This is a genomic window from Paraburkholderia sp. MM5496-R1, from assembly GCF_050436205.1.
GTDB classification, from domain to species: domain Bacteria; phylum Pseudomonadota; class Gammaproteobacteria; order Burkholderiales; family Burkholderiaceae; genus Paraburkholderia; species Paraburkholderia tuberum.
In genome coordinates this window covers 2478696-2498111 of record NZ_JBNDLT010000003.1, presented here as the reverse complement: position 1 = coordinate 2498111, position 19416 = coordinate 2478696, and the positions used below count along the sequence as shown (strand labels likewise).

Annotated in this window: 18 protein-coding genes; 3 read left to right on the top strand and 15 right to left on the bottom strand. The window is 57.3% G+C overall.

Translation table 11 applies throughout. The features are described from left to right. Positions 1-112: 112 nt before the first annotated feature. From OKW38_RS37610 to OKW38_RS37600, 3 genes are all read left to right on the top strand, one after another. Positions 113-1558: a cytochrome-c peroxidase gene (locus tag OKW38_RS37610; RefSeq protein ID WP_429365419.1), complete on the top strand. Its 1446-nt coding sequence runs from the start codon at positions 113-115 to the stop codon at positions 1556-1558. A 98-nt stretch (positions 1559-1656) separates the two neighbouring features. Beyond that, positions 1657-2346 carry an HAD family hydrolase gene (locus tag OKW38_RS37605; RefSeq protein ID WP_429365418.1) on the top strand — a complete coding sequence of 230 codons (690 nt, stop codon included), beginning with the start codon at positions 1657-1659 and terminating at the stop codon, positions 2344-2346. Positions 2347-2554: 208 nt separating this feature from the next. Next, entirely contained in the window at positions 2555-2809 is a 255-nt protein-coding gene (locus tag OKW38_RS37600; protein WP_429365417.1) for a hypothetical protein, read from the top strand. Positions 2810-2904: 95 nt separating this feature from the next. On the opposite strand, the gene OKW38_RS37595 is transcribed toward OKW38_RS37600, so the two are convergent. The 15 genes from OKW38_RS37595 to OKW38_RS37525 all read right to left on the bottom strand — a co-directional run bounded on the left by OKW38_RS37595 (position 2905) and on the right by OKW38_RS37525 (position 19415). Further along, positions 2905-3297, bottom strand: coding sequence for a carboxymuconolactone decarboxylase family protein (locus tag OKW38_RS37595; protein WP_429365416.1), 393 nt, complete (start codon positions 3295-3297; stop codon positions 2905-2907). Between the two features lie 136 nt (positions 3298-3433). Then, positions 3434-4144 (bottom strand): N-acetyltransferase, encoded by a 711-nt coding sequence (locus OKW38_RS37590; protein ID WP_429365415.1) that lies wholly within the window; start codon positions 4142-4144, stop codon positions 3434-3436. Positions 4145-4243: 99 nt separating this feature from the next. Further along, entirely contained in the window at positions 4244-5719 is a 1476-nt protein-coding gene (locus tag OKW38_RS37585) for a glycosyltransferase (RefSeq protein WP_429365414.1), read from the bottom strand. Between the two features lie 13 nt (positions 5720-5732). After that, entirely contained in the window at positions 5733-6818 is a 1086-nt protein-coding gene (locus OKW38_RS37580) for a CgeB family protein (RefSeq protein ID WP_429365413.1), read from the bottom strand. Positions 6819-6823: 5 nt separating this feature from the next. Continuing rightward, complete coding sequence (locus tag OKW38_RS37575) at positions 6824-8137, bottom strand: glycosyltransferase (RefSeq protein ID WP_429365412.1); 1314 nt, start codon at positions 8135-8137, stop codon at positions 6824-6826. Further along, positions 8134-9105, bottom strand: a complete 972-nt coding sequence (locus OKW38_RS37570; RefSeq protein WP_429365411.1) for a polysaccharide deacetylase — start codon at positions 9103-9105, stop codon at positions 8134-8136. The genes OKW38_RS37575 and OKW38_RS37570 overlap by 4 nt, the downstream gene beginning before the upstream one ends. 5 nt (positions 9106-9110) lie before the next feature. Next, positions 9111-9662: a hypothetical protein gene (locus OKW38_RS37565; RefSeq protein ID WP_429365410.1), complete on the bottom strand. Its 552-nt coding sequence runs from the start codon at positions 9660-9662 to the stop codon at positions 9111-9113. Next, complete coding sequence (locus tag OKW38_RS37560) at positions 9659-10771, bottom strand: glycosyltransferase (protein WP_429365409.1); 1113 nt, start codon at positions 10769-10771, stop codon at positions 9659-9661. Before OKW38_RS37560 ends, OKW38_RS37565 begins: the two co-directional genes overlap by 4 nt. After that, positions 10768-11937: a nucleotide sugar dehydrogenase gene (locus OKW38_RS37555; protein ID WP_429365408.1), complete on the bottom strand. Its 1170-nt coding sequence runs from the start codon at positions 11935-11937 to the stop codon at positions 10768-10770. Before OKW38_RS37555 ends, OKW38_RS37560 begins: the two co-directional genes overlap by 4 nt. 137 nt (positions 11938-12074) lie before the next feature. Beyond that, positions 12075-12812, bottom strand: a complete 738-nt coding sequence (locus tag OKW38_RS37550) for a CatB-related O-acetyltransferase (RefSeq protein ID WP_429365407.1) — start codon at positions 12810-12812, stop codon at positions 12075-12077. Positions 12813-12894: 82 nt separating this feature from the next. Further along, complete coding sequence (locus tag OKW38_RS37545) at positions 12895-13848, bottom strand: hypothetical protein (RefSeq protein WP_429365406.1); 954 nt, start codon at positions 13846-13848, stop codon at positions 12895-12897. A gap of 60 nt (positions 13849-13908) precedes the next feature. Continuing rightward, positions 13909-14712, bottom strand: coding sequence for a heparin lyase I family protein (locus OKW38_RS37540; protein ID WP_429365405.1), 804 nt, complete (start codon positions 14710-14712; stop codon positions 13909-13911). A gap of 53 nt (positions 14713-14765) precedes the next feature. Further along, entirely contained in the window at positions 14766-17015 is a 2250-nt protein-coding gene (locus OKW38_RS37535) for a glycosyltransferase family A protein (protein ID WP_429365404.1), read from the bottom strand. Next, entirely contained in the window at positions 16979-18124 is a 1146-nt protein-coding gene (locus tag OKW38_RS37530; RefSeq protein ID WP_429365403.1) for a hypothetical protein, read from the bottom strand. Before OKW38_RS37530 ends, OKW38_RS37535 begins: the two co-directional genes overlap by 37 nt. Then, positions 18102-19415 carry an FkbM family methyltransferase gene (locus OKW38_RS37525; RefSeq protein ID WP_429365402.1) on the bottom strand — a complete coding sequence of 438 codons (1314 nt, stop codon included), beginning with the start codon at positions 19413-19415 and terminating at the stop codon, positions 18102-18104. The genes OKW38_RS37530 and OKW38_RS37525 overlap by 23 nt, the downstream gene beginning before the upstream one ends. Position 19416: the final 1 nt, after the last annotated feature.

The window sequence follows — 19416 nt, the reverse complement described above, 5'->3', positions numbered from 1 at the left end:
GACGTTCAGGGAACGGAGCTGTTGATGCCCGTCAATCAGTGATGACGTCGAGCCAGCCGGTACGGTGGCTCGACGTGCTTGTTTGCAGTTCAGCTTGCCTACCGCTATCGCCATGAATCGTCGTTCGAACGCCACCTTGTCTTCGCAACTACCCACCGCAAGCGCCCCGTCCCCTCGCGCTGCGAGCAGCACGCGGCGTCGCCTGATCCTCCGGATAGTGCTGGGCATCGTGCTGCTGGGCGCCGCTCCGGTTGGCTACGCGCTGATCTATCCCGAGCGTATGCCCGCGGCGATCGGCGATACGGTCGAGAATCTGACGGGCCTCAACGCCCATCCGGTCAAGCTCCTGCGTCCCCCCGTCGCGCCCCTTAGCGCGGTCGCGGTACTCGGCAGGGAGCTGTTCAATGATCCGTCGCTTTCGGCGTCGGGCAAACAGTCGTGCGCGTCGTGCCACAGCGCCGCGCACGCTTTCTCGCCTCCCAACGATCTGACGGTACAACCAGGCGGCCTTCACATGACGGAAGCGGGCTATCGGCCGGTGCCATCGCTCGCGTACCTGTATCGCCAGGCGCCGTTCAGCATCGGTCCCGATCAGGGCGATACCGACGCCGCACCGGTCAGCCTCGATACGCAGGCCTCGGCCGCGCTAGGCGTGCAGCGCGCCCAGAAAACCGCGGGCGTTGCGCCTGCCGCGCCGGCTATGGTGCCGCAAGGGGGACTCTTCTGGGACGGCCGGGCAAGCACGCTGCAGGACCAGGCGCTTGGGCCGCTGACCAACCCGGTCGAGATGGCGAACCCCGATCTGGCTTCGGTTGCCGACAAGCTAAGGCACTCGAAGCACATCGATACGCTCAGACAACTTTTCGGTCCGCACGTCGTCAACGATCCCGATCTGCTCGTGTCGGAAGCCATGTTCGCGATCGGTCGGTATGAATTCGAAGACCCGGCGTTCCATCCATTCTCGAGCAAATACGACGCCTGGCTCGAAGGACGTGCACGCCTCACGCAAGCCGAACTACGTGGCTTGCGTCTGTTCAACGACAAGGACAAGGCCAATTGCGCGGGTTGCCACCTGAGCCAGCCGACGTCGGACGGCCTTCCACCTCTGTTTACCGACACGCAGTATGAAGCGCTCGGCGTGCCGCGCAATCGCGAACTTGCGCCGAACAGAAATCCGAAGTTCTACGACATGGGCATTTGTGGGCCCTTCCGGACCGACATGGCCAAGGAGACGCAGTATTGCGGCATGTTCCTGACGCCGACACTGCGCAATGCCGCCGAACGCAAGACGTTCTTCCACAATGGCGTGTATCACGACCTCAAGCAGGTGCTGGACTTCTACAACCTGCGCAATACGTCGCCGGACAGAATCTATCCGCGCGATGCGTCGGGCAAGGTGCAGAAGTACGACGATCTGCCGCCGCAATACCATGCGAACGTGGATGTGGCCGATGCGCCGTTCGACCGCAAGTTCGGCGACCAGCCCGCGATGACCGATCAAGACATCCAGGACATCATCGCGTTCATGAAGACGCTGAGCGACGGGTACAAGGACTGAGCAGCCGCGCTGGACGCCGCCGCTGCAGCTTCCAGGCTGCGGCACGCGGCCCGGTGCGGTATCCTTGCCGGTCCGCGACCTTATCCCTACCCTCCCCGATGGCCGATTTTCCTTTCGACGCCGTGCTCTTCGACTGCGACGGCGTGCTCGTCGATTCCGAACCCATCACGAACCGCGTGCTCACCGAGATGCTCGGCGAGCTCGGCTGGCATTTGAGCGTCGAAGAGACGATGCGCATTTTCGTCGGCAAGATGGTCAGGGACGAAGCCGCGTTGATCGAGGCGCGCACCGGCTTCGCGATCACGGCCGGGTGGCTGGCGCAGTTCCGTGCGCGTCGCAACGTGGCGCTCGACAATGAGTTGCGCGCGATCGACGGCGCGCCTTTCGCGGTCCGCGCGCTGCAGCAGACGTTGAATGGACGCATTGCGGTGGCGTCGGGCGCGGATCGCATCAAGATCGAATTGCAGCTCGTGAAGGCCGGCATCCTCGACTGCTTCGACGGACGCATCTTCAGCGGCCACGAAACGCCGCGCAGCAAGCCGTTTCCCGACGTCTACCTCGCCGCGGCCGCGGCACTCGGCGTCGAGCCGACACGCTGTGCGGTCATCGAGGATACGGTGACGGGCGCGACCGCGGGCGTCGCGGCCGGCGCGACGGTATTCGGCTATTGCCCGACGCACCTCGGCCATAGCAGCGCGACCGCGTTGCATGGCGCGGGCGCGGTGCACGTGTTCAGGGAGATGGCCGAGCTACCGGCGTTGCTCGCGGGATGGGGCACGCCGCGCTGATCGGCCGACGTGTTGGCGGCTGAACGACACCGGCCTGCCGCAAGTTGGCCAACGACGATCAGTTTTCGGCTGCGCAGATCCGGTCGATCAGCGCTCGACCCAGCACAGACGTTGAATCCCGCCGCATGGCATGGTGCGTGCAACTGGAACGCCCGAGCGTAAAGCATTTGCGCGCTCGATACCCATCCAACGTTGCCGGAGATTCATCATGTCGAACTTGACCCTTGCCGACCTGTCGCGCTGCGACGACCTCGACCACGCAGCTGCACGGTCCGTGCGCGGCGGCCACTCGTGTTTCCCGCACGAATACCCGCCTTCGTGTTACGGCGAAAAACCGCCGGTTCGCGGCCCGTCGTACTACAACCCGCCCTCCTACAACCCCTGCCAGCCCGTGCATTACGGCTGCGGGCCGGTCTACACCCCGGTCTGCCATCCGGAGCCGGGCAAAATCGTGCCGCTGTAAGCACGAGGCCCAGCGCCGTTGCGTACGACGGCGCGATCATGCATGTGTTGCGGCCCGGGTTGGTACGATCGGGCCGCATCGCGCGCTTCATGCTCTTATTCGAAGGCCGGATCGATCGGCACGCGATAGCCGACCGCTAGCCGGTTCGTTTCGTTAGCCATCCCGACGATGGCCTGCAGCTCGCCGAACATCTCGTCGGTCATGCCGGCGCGGCGTGCCGCCGCCGTGTGGCTCGCGACGCAATAGCCGCAGTTGTTCGTTACGCTGACCGCGACGTATAAGAGCTCCTTGACGAGCGGGTCGAGCGCGCCGGGCGCCATCACTTCCTTCAGGCTGTCCCACGTGCGCGCGAGGGTCGGTGGACGCTGCGCGATGTACTTCCAGAAGTTGTTCACGTCGTCGACCTGGCGGGTCGCTTTGATGTCGTCGTAGACGGCTTTGACTTCGGGTGATGCGTCCGTGTCTTCGATGGCTTTGGGCTGGGTCATGCGGGCTCCTTGGCGTGTCGGTTGGGGGTGTGCGTCGGGGTATTGTGCGCTTGCAGTGGCGGCGAATGAAAAAAGGCTGCCGACCCTGTGAGCAGCGGCCTGTGTGGACAGCGTTAGGTGTACCCCACCGCGCCTCTCAATCCTTCCTGACCCACTCCATCCGCACCGACTCGAGTTCTCGCGGCAAACGCGGTGAGACAGGCGCCCGGCGCGGCAATTCGACGAAGCCGAGACGCCGGTAGAGCGCGTATGCGCGCTTGTTGCTGATCAGCACATCGAGCACGAGTTGCTGCCGATCGCGTTCGCCACGGCCCGCGCGAGCCTGCAAATTCATCAGTTCACCCGCGCGCATCGCATCCGCAAACAGCGTGCTGAAAACACCCGTGCCGCGCAGGCGCTCATGCGTCGCGCAATGCGCGATCAACCTCTGCGACGACTTCGGCGCCGGCAGTTCGCTCTCGAGCACGAGGCCGCGCAACAACATGCGAACCGTGCGGCGCAAGCCAAAGAACAGCAGTAGCATCAGCGCGACGTGCGGATCGTCGAACCATGTGTGGCGTCCGTCATGCAGCGCGAGCACCGCGACCGGCTGATCGTCCCCGGTCACGGCCACACGGTGGCGTCGATACGAAAAGCGCCCGAGCTTCGAGGCAAACGCAAACGCCAGAAATTCGATGCAAGCTTCGGCCGGCTCACCGAGAAAGAAACTGAATTCACGCACGCCAGATGCGAAGATCAGCGGCGCGCATGCTTCGGCATCGTCGGAGTGCGCGGCGCGAAAGCGCAGGAGGAGCGGTTCGTCGTCGCGAGCGGGCGCGTGCGCACGCGCGGGTTCTACGGCATACATAGCAGACTGCCCTTTCGTGGATTCGTTGATTCTTTGTGTTTAGCGCGGCAGGCACGCGAGCGCGCACTGGTCTTTATAATTAGCCAAGCTGACAGGAAGTCAGTATCTTTTAAAAGTTCGCTTTTCCTTGCACGTCCAATAGAGCACCATGCCAAAACCGACGCACACAGTCACATTCAGTGGAATCAAAAAATAATTCCCTTTTTTGAATCCTAGCAGTACCGAAATCGCCGAATAGAGGAAGCTGAAGACCTCGCCCGCCAGCAACACGGTATTGATCCGCGGCATGATGGCGCGATAGCCATTCGTGCCTTTCGGCGTTCTGTGAAAGTCGCCATACACGCCGAACAGAGCACGCACGCCGCCGACGAAGTAGTACCAGGCCATCGGCAAAAACATCGCGATATAGCGGTAGGTGTCCCACAAATCTTTCACGGCGCTCCGCTTGTCATCGAAACGTGCCCCGCGGCGCGCACCGAGCGCATTTTCGAGCCCCCAGAGCACAGCCAGGCCGAAGAACGCAAACGCCCCCCAGCGCATGAATGCGGCATCGAAACGCACGAAATAGGTAAGCGGCAGGCTCAGCAAGATCAGTACATAGATTGACGCGAGCAGCACCGACGAAAACATTACGGAAATAGCATGCATCCGCTTCATCAGAGGCATGCGTTGCACCACCATCTGCTTCACATGCTTGAAGCCGCTATGAATCAGCCCGCGTCCCCACCGCTCGCGTTGAATGCGAAATGCGCTAATGGTCTCGGGCAGCACCGACATCGACACCACGTCGCGCAAATAAGCGTATTTCCAGTCGCCGAATTGCGCGCGATAACCGAGATCGACGTCTTCCGTGACGGTCGACGCATTCCACCCGCCCAACGCATCGACGCACGCCTTGCGCCATACACACGAACTGCCGCTGAGCGATGCCATGTCGCCATCCTCGCTCAGGCCGACCGTCACGTATTGCTGATGGCCCATTTCCATCGCCTGGAAACGCGTCAGAAATGACACGTCGCGATTCTCGTAACCGATGCCCGTTTGCAGGAATCCCAGTTTTGGGTCCCGGAAACACGGAATCGTCTTCAGCAGAAAGTCGACGGGCGGCACGAAATCCGCGTCGAAAACTGCGAAGAATTCCCCGCGCGACTGCTGGATGCCGTTGACGAGATTGCCCGCTTTGTAGCCCTTGCGGTTGGGCCGCTTGAGCAGCCGAATATCGACGCCTTGCGCCGCGTATTGCGCGACTCTCCCGCGCGCGAGTTCTGTGGTGCCGTCCGACGAATCGTCGAGCACCAGAATTTCGAGCAATTCCGCGGGATAGCGCAGACGGCAGACGGCATCGATCAGCCGCTCCACCACCTCTGATTCATTGCAGATGGGCAGCAGCACGCTCACCGACGGCCAGCGATCGGTGTTGGCTTCGGCAGCCGACTGCTCGAGTTCGGTCAATTTGCGGCGCTCCACCTTTCGCGAAATCAGAAAGACCCGCATTTCAAGGAGCACGTACAGCGCAAAATAGACGACCACGACGAGAAAAACTGCCTGGCAAACCCAAGAAAGCAATGCGAGCATCGTGACCGGTCCCTCAAAGATTCACGACGGCGCAGATTTCTTCCAACCGATGTGCCCAGGTATGGTTCTCTCGCACGTATTTCGCACCGGCTTCGGCGCGATCGAGGTCCGCACGCGAAGGTCCGTGACGCAGCCGCGCGAACAGATCTCGCGTTTCTTCATAGGTATTCACAACGTGACAGAAATCGCGGAAATGACGATCGACGGCGCGGCTCGGGTTCGTCACCGCGATACCCCCGCAGGCTAGAATCTCAAGCAAGCGGCGCGAAAACATCGTTTCGGAACTCGTGACCGAATTCACGTTGATCGAAACCGCGTGCGACTTGTAGACGTTCGCCGTTTCCCGATGTGGCACCTTGCCATGCAGGCGCATCTGGCTTGTCTTCGGAAAGCGGAACTCGAAATGGCGCGACAGCCGGTCGTGATTCCGGTCGAACACATTGAGCGGCATCTCGTTGTGCTCGCAGATTTCGAACACCATGTCGAGAAAGCGGCGCCTCTCATTCAGAATGCGCCGGTAATAGCTGCCTGTGAAACAGACTTCGTTGCGCGTGAAATTGAAGCCCGTGAAGCTATGAAAAGCCGGCTGAAAGGGCATGATTAGCGTATTCACGGGCACGTGCGCCGGCACCTGCTGGCGATAGCGTGCGAGGCATTCTTCATCTGTGGTGAAGACGTAATCGAACGCCTTCGCCACGTCGATGAACGCTTCGAAGAACGGACCGTCGTCCTTGTTCCAGAATGCCGTGGGAACGCCTGCTTTCCTCGCGAAATCGACCAGACGGAAAATCGCCGTTGGCTTTGTGAGGCGCAACGTTTTCGGCTGCTTCGCCAGTTCGTAGCGCCAGCTTCCGTCCACGCCGTGGAATGCGGATTCGGCGAGCACCAGATCCGGCATCCAGTTAGTGATGACGTCGCGGTAATTCGAGGGCGTCATCACACGAACACGGCATTCGGCAGACAGACAGTCTGCCGTGAAATAGTCCGTGACGAGCGCAATCTTCAGACGGCCAAATGGCCCGTCTCGTTCGACATCTTCCGATACTTTCGGATAGTCGTAGACCAGCGAACCCAGTCTTCTAATGACCCTGCCAACCATTCCCCTCACCCCGCACTTTTTGGTAGCGCCTTGATGACAAAATCGCGCCAGCAACGCTGTGTGGTCGCGTATTCTTTTGCTTGTTCGCCGAGCGCGGCAAGTGCCGCGCGATCGGCCAATGCCGTTTCGATCACGCGCGCGAGATCCGCCGCGTCGCCAGCGTTGAAGAACCAGCCTGCGGGGTGTGCGCCCATTTCGTCGCGAAACACCGGCAGGTCGGGCACGATGACCGGTTTGCCCATCGCCATCGCCTCGACGAGCTTGATGGGCGGCACGATCTCGCACACCTTGAACGGCTTGCGCGGGATGCACACGAGCGCGCATCGGCTCAACGCCTCATGCGCCTGTTGCGGCGACGTGCGGCCCAAAAAGCGGATGTGTTCCGACAAGCCGAGGCGCTGCACCTGCGCTTCAAGTGCTGCACGCGCTTCGCCGTCGCCGATGATCATCACGTCCGGCTGCGCACCGCGTACACGTAGTTGCGCCACCGCGTCGATCAGCGTATCGAGCCCTTCGTAGCCCATCAACGAACCCGCGTAGCCTATTGTGTTCGGTTCGATTTCGCGTGGCGTGTGCATTGCGAACCGTTCGGGCTCCACGCAATTGGGCAGCAGGAACATGCGTTCTTCGGCAATGCCCCAGCGCTCGCGCGCGAAGCGGCCGAGTTGCTCTGAAATCACGAAGACCCGGTCCGCATGCCGTGCGACCAGGCCTTCCAGTTCCAGACCTTGCCTGAACCCCTGGCGTCCCTCGTAATGCGGCAGACGCGAAATGCGCGTGAGCTCCCACAAACCACGCATTTCGTATTGAAAAGGGATGCCCAATTGCCGCGCGGCCAACAGTGCGGGCAGCGCATTGACGTGATTCGACGCGGCGTGAATCACCGACACTCGATATTGTTTCGCCCACTGCGCCACCACGCGCGCGGCTTGCATCGCATATAACAACACCGGACGATTGTTGGCCGGTCCGGCTGCATGCCGATAGCGCACTTCTCCAACCTGTGTTTCGTCGCTCTCGGCATCGCGCAAACGGTCGACGCGATCAAATGGATAGCCCGGACGAGTCAACGCATGCACGCTGCCTCCAGCCGATCGCATTGCGCGAATGATTTCGTGCGTGCGCGTGGTGTAACCGCTCGTGTGGTACGGCAATGCGCTTGCGGCCACGTACAGCAGGTTCGGCGAATCCACCTGGCACTCCCGTGTATTGGAGAGGCGATTGAGTTTGCGCTCCAGCGTCCGCACGGTGAGCCATCGGCTGAAACCGAGATAGGGCTCGCTCACGAACGTTTGCAGAGAATCGAATACGCCGCTCATGCCCGCGCTTTCCCTTGCGGCTTGATCTCCGCCTGAGCGAGATCGATCGTCTTCGCCGTCCTGATCCGGCCGCGCGCGTGCAGATCGAGAAACTCGGCGGTCGTGATCACGTCGTAGTCCTTCGTCAGGCGCGACACCAGCTTGCGGTAGCCCTCGACGCGCTGGTCATCGCGATACGTTGCGTAGCCTTTTTCGTCCCAGCAGAGCAGCGACCACGAATGCAGCAGGAAAATCGAGAACGTCGGGCTGCCGCTGAATGCGTCGAAAAGCAGTTTTCCCCACCACGGACGAAACCGGAAATACGGCGATTCCGGGTACGTGAGGCGCGCCCACCACTCGTCCTTGCCAACCTTTGGCAGGATCTTCTTTTCCGTCATCGGTACTTCGATGATGCCATTGGACCAGGCAAACGGATGGTTCGTGGGCTCGCTGAATAAGCACTGATTTGCGTGAACGGCGCACATCGAGTTATTGAACGACAAACGTATGCCCGCAGCTTCCAGCGCACGTATCGTGCACGCGTTCCACCGAAATGAACCAGCACGATGCGCGAGCACCGGCTTGCCCGTCTGCTCGGAGAGCAGGTTGCCAAAATACTTGATGACGAATTCGGCGCGCGCATCGTCCGTATATTGGTTCATGTATTGTGGCCGGCGATCTAGCCCATGCTCAGCCCAGAACGAATCGGGCAAATATTCCGGATGCGTGTGCAGTTGCACGTCCTGCCCCACCGTGTCGAGCCAACGTACGACCTCGCGCGTTTCGTCCAGATACGACCAGGGGCCGCATTGATCGACGAAGTAGACGTGCTTGACGCCGAACTCATCGCCGATCTCGGCCATCTCACGAACCCCCGCCGTACCGCGGTCGTGCACGCCCCACATGAGCCGCTTGACGTGATCGTGCGACGCGCGCTTGGGGAGCGCCTCCGTATCGACCGTCAACATCGCGTAGCGATTTCTGTCCATTATCCTTAATCCAATGTCAGCAATGCATGCCACTCCGGCTCGCTGGCCAATCCAGCGCTCAACGGCACAATGCATGCATCGCGATAGCGCCATGCGAGATACGCCTGCTTTCTTTCATGCAACGACGGGCCTTCACCGCTCAATGACGGCACATATTCCACGAGCCAGCCGAGGCGGGAGTAAAAGGCAAAGTCGGCGATGTCCGTGACAAGAACGGGTGCCAGTTCATCTCTGTTCTGCAGTTTTTTTGAAAAACCCTCACACGCGTGGCGTAGCTGATGACGATCCGTGCCGACAGCCCAGATCATTACAGTCTGTACTTCGGCCGAACTCGGTCTGTGCTTGAGGGTAGCGAGCCACGAATATTGCGTAACGTGAGGTGAAATCAGCTTCACGGACGCCAGCAGATGTCGCACATACCGCCATACGCGTTCCTTCCGGGAGGCTGGGGGCTTTTTGCCCAGCAAATCGTAGCGTTGCAGCAGGCTCCATTCAGGGCTGCGAGCAACTGCCTTCAACCGCCGACGCAACGCTTTCGTTTCAACGATTACGCTCACCGCTTGGGCTCCTTTGATGTGGCCAAAGCGAGGATTTTCTCTGCGGCCAGCGACGCCCCATTCATGGGGATATCCACCTGTTTTTCAGGTGTCGCGCCTAACATCTCGAGCAATTGAGCAACCGCAGTTTGGCGTTCTTCATCGGTCTCGCACGCGCAAACGACTGCAGGGATTGCCTCGGCGACGATATTCGCCCGACGAACCTGGTCGTCAGCCAATTGCGCATTCGGCACCAACAGCGCCGGAACAGTCGCCTGGACCAGCTCGCAGCAGGTGTTATAGCCGGCCGCACCGACAAAAACGTCGAAAGCGCGCAGGTAGCGCGCCAATGGATAGACCGTGAGCGGCGTTACGCTCTGCGGCAATTCCACATCACGAACCGAAATAGGCGCACGCGCCCACACAATCCTGAAGCCAGCCGCTTCGAAAACGGGAATCAGGCCGCGCCCGATCCCGGCAACGTCCTTCAGATTGCCCGGACCGAGCGCGAACAGAACGACGCGCACATCTTGCGGGAGACCCAATGCCTCTCGCGCAGCAGCGCGATCGAGCAATTCATCTTCTTCCAACACACAGACTGGTGGAACGACTGCATGCGTTCCTCCTCCGTCGAGCGTGGATTCGCTTTCGCGTGCGCCAACTTCCCCCGGTTGAATGACGAGATCGAACAACGCCTCATTCACCGTTACTGTCTTGCCGCCTTCTTTCAGCAAACCACGATTCGACCACACGAGCGCGGGCGATCCGTATTCCTCGCACGCGGCGAGAAAACCCTGAAAAGGCCACGTGCCGTCGAAGACGATCACATCGGGCCGCACGCGTTCAAGCAACATGCCAAAACGCACAGCAAGTTCGCTGTTCCAGGCGAAGGTTGAACTCGACGACCAGTATGGCGAAACGAAATAGTCCGCCTCGAAACCCATCTCCTCGATGAGCTCGATCGCGGACGCCAATGAAAAGAACACCGGCCGAGCGCGCCCGCGCAACCGACGTGCGTACGAAATGCAACGGTTCAGATGGCCCATGCCTGAGCCATTCACGTTGAAAAACAGGATGCGCGGAAGCCGCGAATCGGACGAATGGTCGCGAGATCGCGTCGGATCGCTCATGCGTCGCCCCCGAATAAATCTCGGGTGTACACCTTGTGCACGACGTCCTCCAGATCGGCTGTCATGCGATTGGCGACGATCACGTCCGCACAGCGTTTGAATTCAGCTAGATCGCTCACGACCGCCGAATTGAAGAACGTTGCCTCGTGCAGTGCGGGTTCATAGACGATAACTTCCACGCCCTTCGCCTTGATGCGTTTCATGACGCCCTGAATGCTCGATGCGCGGAAATTGTCGGAGCCAGCTTTCATGACCAGCCGGAAAATGCCGACGGTTTTGGGCTCGCTCGCAAGGACGCTGTCAGCAATAAAATCCTTGCGCGTTCCGTTCGACTCAACGATCGCGTGAATCAGGTTCTGCGGCACGTCGCGATAATTCGCGAGCAGTTGCTTCGTGTCTTTCGGTAGGCAATAGCCGCCGTAACCGAAGCTTGGGTTGTTGTAGTGCGCACCGATGCGGGGGTCGAGGCATACGCCTTCGATGATCTGGTGTGTTTCGAGCCCATGCTGCGCGGCATACGTGTCAAGCTCGTTGAAATATGCGACGCGCATGGCGAGGTACGTATTGGCGAAAAGCTTGATCGCTTCGGCTTCAGTGCTGCCAGTGAACAGAGTAGGAATGTCATTTTTGACCGCGCCTTGCTTTAGCAGGTTTGCAAAGGTTTCGGCCCGCTCCGAGTGTTCCCCGACGACAATGCGTGAAGGGTACAAGTTGTCGTGCAGCGCTCTGCCTTCGCGCAAAAACTCGGGCGAAAAAATCAAATTTTCCGTACCTAATGCCTCGCGTGTGCGCTCAGTGTAACCAACCGGAATCGTCGACTTGATCACCATGACCGCGCGCGGATTGATGAGCTTGACGTCGGAAATGACGGTCTCGATCGACCGCGTGTTGAAGTAGTTCGTTTCTGGATCGTAGTCGGTGGGAGTAGCGATGATTACGCAATCGGCACCGGCGTAGGCGGATTCTTTGTCTAGCGTCGCGCGGAAATTGAGTGGCTTGTTCGCCAGAAAATCCTCGATCTCCACGTCGTCGATCGGCGATTCCTTGCGGTTGAGCATCTCCACCTTCCACGCAACGATATCGAGCGCAACGACTTCGTTACGTTGCGCAAGCAATGCAGCAAGAGATAGACCGACATAGCCCGTGCCGGCGATTGCTATTTTCATGGGCATCCTTCCAAGGATCGCGCTCGAAACCCGAACATCAATTCTGGGCCTACCACCAAACCGTGCCGATCAGGCCGATTCGATGAAGCCCCGGAGCATCCGTTCAAAGCTATCTTCGATGATGTTAAACGAATGAGTTAGGATCGCTTTGCCAGCGTATAGGTGTCAAACGGTTCCCGATCCACTTCGACGTAATTTTTCATTTCATTGATGAACTGAAAAATATTTTCAGTGGGAAGCAGCTGAAGCTGCTCCGGCGCAAGATTCCACCACTCCGTATTCAACAACTCACCAATAATTTCATCGGGAAATCTATATTTAATGATTTTTGCCGCCACTCCACCCGCCACAGCATACGGAGGCACATCCTTTGTAACTACCGCATTCGCGCCCACAACGGCCCCTGTCCCGACAGTAACGCCAGGCATGATTACCGCACCGTCTCCGACCCAGACATCGTTGTTCAGAACGATTAAATTCCCCTTATTTGGGGTTATTCCTAGGATCTCGCGCTCCGTAGTACTGTAAGGGTCCCCGGTTCCTTTACTGACTACCGGCGAACTACTGAGTCCATGGATTGAATGTCTTCCTGCACCAATCGTCACACGCCGGCCGATACTGCAATACCTGCCAATAAATACCGGCGCTCTGACATACCCCCCACCATTCATGTAACTATGAGCACCGACAAATGAGTTGCGGGATGACGATATAACTGGCGACTCCATTTTCGCGTGGCGCTCAAAGTAACAATTGGCGAGATTTAACGCGTTTCTTCGATTAGCCTCACCGTTACAAACAGCATCCACAGGCAATTCGATTGCCTCAAGAGTTTTGTGCTCTATTAAAAAAGCAAATTTTTCAGCTATATTCATGGTGATAGACAGCCAACCTTAGAAACTCAATCTTCTGGTTCTTCGCGAATTCAACGATTACTGAACAATGCCGGGTTATTTGCTATTTTGCCCGCGCTTCAATGAAATTTCGCATCGACGCAGCCACAATCCCTGGTCGAAGCGGAAGCTTTTTTGTCTCCCCAATAACCTTTTCAATTCCTGCAAGATACGCGTCGGCCTCGTCGATCCTGTTGTGTTGAATCAGCAATGCGACCACGCTCAATTCGGTATACAGAGATACCTTCGAGAACGGAACCCGAGCTGCCGCGTTTTTGAGCAGGCGAACCTGGTCGTCCACGGAGAGCCATTTGACCGGGTCCTCCTTGAAATATTCCGTTGGAATTTCCCGTTCGAGCCTGAACACCCCCGACGTGTCGACGGCACCGAGGAACGAGAAATACGGGCTGAGGAATTCCTGCCGAATCTTGTTTTCGAGAGCTGCTTCGAAAAAATAGTCCTGCTGGATGACCACGGTATGCCCGGGAATGTAGTGCGGCACGAACGCATTGAACGCAGCAAGATCACGTTCGTAGTTCTTCAGGCAATCGTAGAACGCGATTTCGATCGGGTCGTCCGCTCGCGCGAGCTTCACGATGTCGCCGATACGAAAATCGATCAAATCAAGGTGGGGCTCCAACAAGCGCTGTAATACGGGAAAGTAGTCGTCGCCTTCTTTAAACGTCGCTCCGTTCAGTGCCCGCTGCGTTTCCGGCTGCTCCAGATATTTGTCAAAGCCAGCGCCAGCCCAGATCGCGATATCGTATGCATGAATAGGCTTCTTCAACCCGTCACGTACTGCGGCATAGGCCGACGGATTGTTTTTCAATCCAATTGAAAACGCTTCGGTCGACGCGCCCAGGAAAAGCCCTGCGTCCACAATGGCGCCCTCGCCACGGAAGTATGATCGGGCAAGCCAATAGAGCAGCGATTTTTCATCCTTCGACATCATCGAAGGGAATGACAAAATTGACGGCGGAACCGGTTCGTCACATTGAATGGAACTCAGGAATTGCATGATATCGGCCTGCATTATAAAACCCCGATCGAAAATCTTTTTAGATATGGTGATATTATCTTACTGCTCTTGGTGAGCATCGCTCAAATCGTCCAATTTATCGATGTAAATTTCATCGTGAAAGACGATTCTTGGACCATCGAAATAGGATTTTTGAAACGTCGGTTTGTAAATTCCCCATTTTGGCCGAGCAAACTTCGGGGTGGAATTGAACATGTTCGCGCCGGTGAGATTGACCACCGGATGGTATGACTTCTCGCCTTCCTCACGGAGATACACCGCGACCATGCCGTTCGCTCCGTCAGACCATAGGACATCTATCCTGATATCCATCCATTTTCCTGGCTGGAAGTCTTTTTTTATAACGTACTGACCATCCTTTAGAACTCTCAGCACGACATCATGCCCTTTGATGGCGACAAACATGTCGGCATGTGTGCCAAATCGCTTAAATTGCCAGACGGTATCAACGGACTCACGGGTGTCGTACTGCCACTGGTTGTCCGTTCTGAAGCTAAAACCGTAGCGATAGGATTCGCCTGCGCTATATAGCAGAGACTTCAGGCCGCTAGTTTCCGTTTCCGCCCGGTATCTTCCATACGAAATATACGAGTCAGTGCGACACAAGATGGTCTTCAACGAACACTTGCCCGCACGAGAAACCGAGCAATCGACATTAATCGAATCATCTGCCTTAGGTCTTTGAGCGACCACACCGGGTTGCGGCGAAATATTTCCAGATTCGTAGCTGATGTGAAGAAGCTCATGCTCCTTTGCTTCCGCAACCCCAGCCCGGCAAAAGACGCTTGCCGATAAGATCAGCAGAAAAAAAATAACACTGCGAAATTGATAGTCAATTTTCATAGAAATTCTCCGCCAATTTTACTAATCCATTGAAAGCGAGCGGAAATAAAATATTATACCGCCAGACTCGATGTATGCAAAAAAGCCGGAATATCAAGCGACGGCATCGACGAAACATCAATACTCGTATCGCTGTCAGGTTTGCCCTTCTTTTTTTCGAAGAAGGTATGGACATCGTGCCAGGACCCGTCGTATTTCATTGCGTATCGATCCCCTTTAGCTTTTGACCTCAGTACGAGATTCGAAAACTCCTTGCCCCCGAAGCCGTCAGTGCGATCCGGTGCTTCACGCAAGTTGCTCACAAGCTGTGAGGTCGTGACATAAGCGTGAAGCGCGCTTCGCTCGGAATATTGCTTGAGCACATCAAAAAATCCGGAGCTCGACTGGATTTCGTCGCCCTCACTCGTTTTGACTATCCAGTCGTTGCCCGCCCCCTGGACCACGACGGAGACGCCGGCGAGCAGGAACGACGACTCTTGCTCGACTTCAGAACCCTGCAGAACCACTACAACAGTGTCCGGCAGCCGATATCCGTCGATCAGAAACTCATGCCCTAGTCGCGCGTAAGCTTGCGGTAACGTCGAAAGCGGGAAATCGAAATGGGCCGGCAAGGTATCCGGATCAAGGCTTTGGTGATGGTGATCCGCAATTTCGATATGCACGGCGCGCAGATTGTTGTCCACGGTGAGCTTACCGCCCGATTCCGAGAGGGAACAGATATCCGCGGTCAAATTGCCGCCGTCGAAAGGCTGGAACATCACGGGCAGCTTGATCCACGATAAAGATGATTTACCAGCGAAGCGCTTCACGCGGCGGATAAATTCCGTATCCGCGTTCTTCCGGATATTCTGGAAAAAGCCCACCTTGTCGATGAGATTTGCCTTGAAGCACAGCGACGCCGTCCCGTAGCGCTCCACCTCGTCGTTGAGCGGAAGCGGAGCGTATTGACCATCCACCCGAATGATGTTGAACAGGCACGCGAAATCAATATTCATCGACGTGAGTGCGCCTATCTGCAACGTCGTACGTAGCGCACTGCTAATGTCATCGGAATCGTTGACGAAGAAAACGACGTCGTCGCGTCGATTCCGGGAAATGATCAGATTGCGTATCCAGTATGTTCCACGCGTTGCTTCGTTGATCTCAAGCGTGAACAATGCCGGATCCACGCTCAATCTAGCAAAAAATTCGCGTGTTTTTTCGACCGATTCGTCCGTACTAATATCGTCGACGATTTCCAGTTTGATTCTGGAATGCGTCTGCATCAGCCACCCATACAAGGCCGCGTGAAGATACCTGGCTTTGTTGAAGTTGGACATGATGTAGACCGCCTCCTGCTCCTCACGCGCTGTCACGACAGTGGTGACAGGCACCGGACACCGACGTCCTACCAAAATCTGCCTCGGAAGATCGATCGCTGCGTTTTCGCTCCCGCGATCCGCGCTCGGCGGTGAATACGGCGCCGGCCAGATATCGAACACCACCGACTCGCCGTCAGTTCCGGAACGGACGATACCAGGCACGGTCCTCCACGCATCCTCTCCCTCAGGCTGCAATTCCCTATTCAACGACAGCACCGAGACGGCATCAAACTGGCTGACATCGATACCGCCAAATCGGATCGGCCGTGTCCTGAAAGTCTCCCAGCCTCCCAGTCGGCTTAAACCGGTCTCAGTCACGAACAAACGATGAGATTGCGTGGCTGATATGCTTTCGAGCGCAGGCTCACGCGAGATCGCCAGGGTTTGTTGTTTTCCAGGCGCATATACCGAATGCACGTACCGGAGTCCGTCGTTCCAGTTCGCCGGGAAACGCACCTTGGGAATGTCACGCAGCTGCGATTGCCCGGCGTGCCACATGGCGCCGTCCGCACTCAATGCGGAATGGCGAGTCATCCCCTGGTGCGCGACAACAAAACGGATCATACGAGCCGGCCGGCTCAGCAGTTCATTAACGTCTGCGAATACTGCCGTGAGTGCATTGCTGCGGATCGCGGCATCGACCAGGTCGTTCAACACGAGGCTTTCGTGCCCCGAGCAAATGGTCTGGTCAATCAGGCCGTCGACCAGCCACTTTTGAAGAATTTCGGGCTCAAGACGCCCTCCTCCGCTCATGCCGAGCGTGATGCTGGCCGCGAAACGCTTGCGCAGAACCGCCAGTACCAAGGGCAATTCCGGGATGAGCCCAGCATCGATCCGCTCGCTAACGAAAACACAAATAGCCAGTCCGAGTGCCCCTTTGGGCAGTGTCAACAATCGCTCTTTCGTTAGCATGATGCGTTCGACTCCGACTGAATCAGCCATGCTAAATCGTAGCCATAAGCGCGTGCAAAATAGGCCTCAAGCCGCTCTACCGAAGCGTCATTTTTGCTTTGTGCTCCCGTAGCGTTATGCCGCGCATAGAGGCTATTACCCCTGAACGACTTGTCGTAGTTGACGACCGGAAAGCTCTTGTAATCCGAACTACATGCCTCTGGATTCAAAACGATTGACGGGACGCCGTTCAACGCGCAATGCCATTTGATCCACAAGTCATCGGCGGTCGGCGCAATCTCCAGCGCAGCACTCAGATTCAAGAATTCCTTAGTAAAAAACTTGGTGCTGTACAAAATGCCGTCCTTTCCCGTGGGCAGGTTCGAAAGCGTCGGCTCGCACCTGCCCCACGTCCAGGTTTCATACGGCCGGACCTGCTCGCGGTCGAATTCGATGTGGCGTCCGCGGAATGCAATTACGCAATCGTGAGTGAGGTAATTTTCGTAAAGCTGCTCAAGGAAATATTCCGGGTAGATCGTGTCGTCATCGACCGTCACAAAAAGCCGATCTTCGGCACGCTCCCTGGAGAAATGTTCTTCCAGGAACGGCCAGATCTTCCGGTACGGGCCAATGTTCGCCACCCAGTTGACGCGAAGCAACGGGAGCGTCATCAGTTCGGCGAGAACCGGATCGTCCGACGCGACCCCTTCGTCCAACAGGTAGGGCTGATGCGAAATATTGAGATCTATTCGCGCCGGCCTCAGCGTTTGCTTGGACAAGCTTTCGATCACACGGGGCAGATAAAGGAGACGAGAGCAAATCGTCGTCATCGTGACGACAATCTGAGGTGCGTCGGATAAAACCGCAGCGCGGTCGACGTGTCCGCGCTGCCCTTCGGCGTGCAAATGAATCCGTCGACGGCAAAGTTCGATGTTGGCGCGAACGATATCCGCCCATCCCGGGCGGCGGGCGATACTCTCGTAGAGCGTGAGTGCCCGGCTAAAGTCACCCGCTCGATACAGCTCATTCGCACCCGCGATATTGTTGTTGTCCATACCGTCTAGTACGTCTTCCTTGTTGTTCGTTTTTTCCGCACAGCAAAAGCGGCCGATCCGCTCGAGCGCGTCCTCTTTCCGATCACTCGAATCTCTGTTGTACATCCCAGCGGTGAGCGACCAAAAATCGACTGGCGTTTTCGAGAAGCTCCGCAGTTCTGGACTTCTCCGCCAGATCGGGAACATTCGAGTAATAACTGTCGGGACCTAGCTTGAAGATCGGCTCGAGCCCGTGATCCCGAATCAGTTGATCGAGTTCGTGCGAGTTCTCTTTATGGCCCGTTTCGACCTGCAACACGATCTCATTCTTCCGGAGAAAACTGGCCCCGCCTTTGATGATCTCCGTCTCGTGGCCTTCGGCGTCGATCTTGACAATGACCCGCCCTAGTCTTTGGGCGTATCGATGGTCGAGCGTCTCCATAGGAACGCGTATCCGATGCTTGACGGTGTCTTGTTCGTGAATGGAAGTCGAAACAATCGAGTTCTTGCCCGAGCAATCGCCAAAGTCTCCAAAATCGGCCGTGCCGCTCTTCGATGACAGTGCGACACAGCGGGCCTCCGCGCCACCTTCGCGCTCGTTCGCATTCAGATTCTCGACGAGATTGGCAAACGTGTTCGGCGTCGGTTCAAATGCAATGCACCGGAGTTGCGAAAAATATTTCTGTGCGACAAGGGTGTAGAAACCGACATTCGCACCGATATCGAAAAAGCGCACAGGCTTGGCGTAAGCAATCAGTTGCAGGAACAGCGCTATCTGCAGTTCTTCGATTTTTAAAAAGTACGGCCAACGCTTTTTGCTTTGCTCGGTCAACGTTATCCCGCTGATCAGATTGTTCGCTCCTTTCACGTCGAATGGCTTGCCGGTGGGGGCGGGATTCGGCTTGACCGCGGTCGCGGTCTTGCTCGCTTCGGGGATGGCGATCGCATCGCCCTCCCGAATACGCTCGGCTTCCAGACGTGACCGGCGCAACTCTATCTGCCTCGTTTGTGCGTCGATACGTGCTTGAATTATCAGGCGGGTGTCGCACTCAGACGCACCGGTCGATATCGAATTTTCGAAGTGAAACTGCGATCGACTTGATTGACGCTCAGCGACGGCGATGCGGCCCAAAGTGTTGTGGATCGTCGAGATCAAAATCTTGCCGACCAGTGCCCTGCTTGCCCCCCAGTCCGATGCCAAACGAATGTATTGTCGAGCATCGTCACTTAGCCCCGATTGAAGACGGCCAGCGGCAGCAAAAACCGCGAGCGCCGCGCGATCGGGGTGGTCTTGTAGCATCGCACGATCAAGCATGGCGAGGCTGTTCCAATCCCCGAATTGCCATTGCGTTTGCGCACGCTGCAGCAAATGCTTGTCGTAGGGTGGGACGGGTTGTTCTGACCGAAGTTCAGCCATC

Coding starts and splice junctions, on each gene's coding strand:
- OKW38_RS37610 (WP_429365419.1), top strand. CDS start 113: ATGAATCGTCGTTCGAACGCCACCTTGTCTTCGCAACTACCCACCGCA.
- OKW38_RS37605 (WP_429365418.1), top strand. CDS start 1,657: ATGGCCGATTTTCCTTTCGACGCCGTGCTCTTCGACTGCGACGGCGTG.
- OKW38_RS37600 (WP_429365417.1), top strand. CDS start 2,555: ATGTCGAACTTGACCCTTGCCGACCTGTCGCGCTGCGACGACCTCGAC.
- OKW38_RS37595 (WP_429365416.1), bottom strand. CDS start 3,297: ATGACCCAGCCCAAAGCCATCGAAGACACGGACGCATCACCCGAAGTC.
- OKW38_RS37590 (WP_429365415.1), bottom strand. CDS start 4,144: ATGTATGCCGTAGAACCCGCGCGTGCGCACGCGCCCGCTCGCGACGAC.
- OKW38_RS37585 (WP_429365414.1), bottom strand. CDS start 5,719: ATGCTCGCATTGCTTTCTTGGGTTTGCCAGGCAGTTTTTCTCGTCGTG.
- OKW38_RS37580 (WP_429365413.1), bottom strand. CDS start 6,818: ATGGTTGGCAGGGTCATTAGAAGACTGGGTTCGCTGGTCTACGACTAT.
- OKW38_RS37575 (WP_429365412.1), bottom strand. CDS start 8,137: ATGAGCGGCGTATTCGATTCTCTGCAAACGTTCGTGAGCGAGCCCTAT.
- OKW38_RS37570 (WP_429365411.1), bottom strand. CDS start 9,105: ATGGACAGAAATCGCTACGCGATGTTGACGGTCGATACGGAGGCGCTC.
- OKW38_RS37560 (WP_429365409.1), bottom strand. CDS start 10,771: ATGAGCGATCCGACGCGATCTCGCGACCATTCGTCCGATTCGCGGCTT.
- OKW38_RS37555 (WP_429365408.1), bottom strand. CDS start 11,937: ATGAAAATAGCAATCGCCGGCACGGGCTATGTCGGTCTATCTCTTGCT.
- OKW38_RS37550 (WP_429365407.1), bottom strand. CDS start 12,812: ATGAATATAGCTGAAAAATTTGCTTTTTTAATAGAGCACAAAACTCTT.
- OKW38_RS37545 (WP_429365406.1), bottom strand. CDS start 13,848: ATGCAATTCCTGAGTTCCATTCAATGTGACGAACCGGTTCCGCCGTCA.
- OKW38_RS37540 (WP_429365405.1), bottom strand. CDS start 14,712: ATGAAAATTGACTATCAATTTCGCAGTGTTATTTTTTTTCTGCTGATC.
- OKW38_RS37535 (WP_429365404.1), bottom strand. CDS start 17,015: ATGGCTGATTCAGTCGGAGTCGAACGCATCATGCTAACGAAAGAGCGA.
- OKW38_RS37530 (WP_429365403.1), bottom strand. CDS start 18,124: ATGTACAACAGAGATTCGAGTGATCGGAAAGAGGACGCGCTCGAGCGG.
- OKW38_RS37525 (WP_429365402.1), bottom strand. CDS start 19,415: ATGGCTGAACTTCGGTCAGAACAACCCGTCCCACCCTACGACAAGCAT.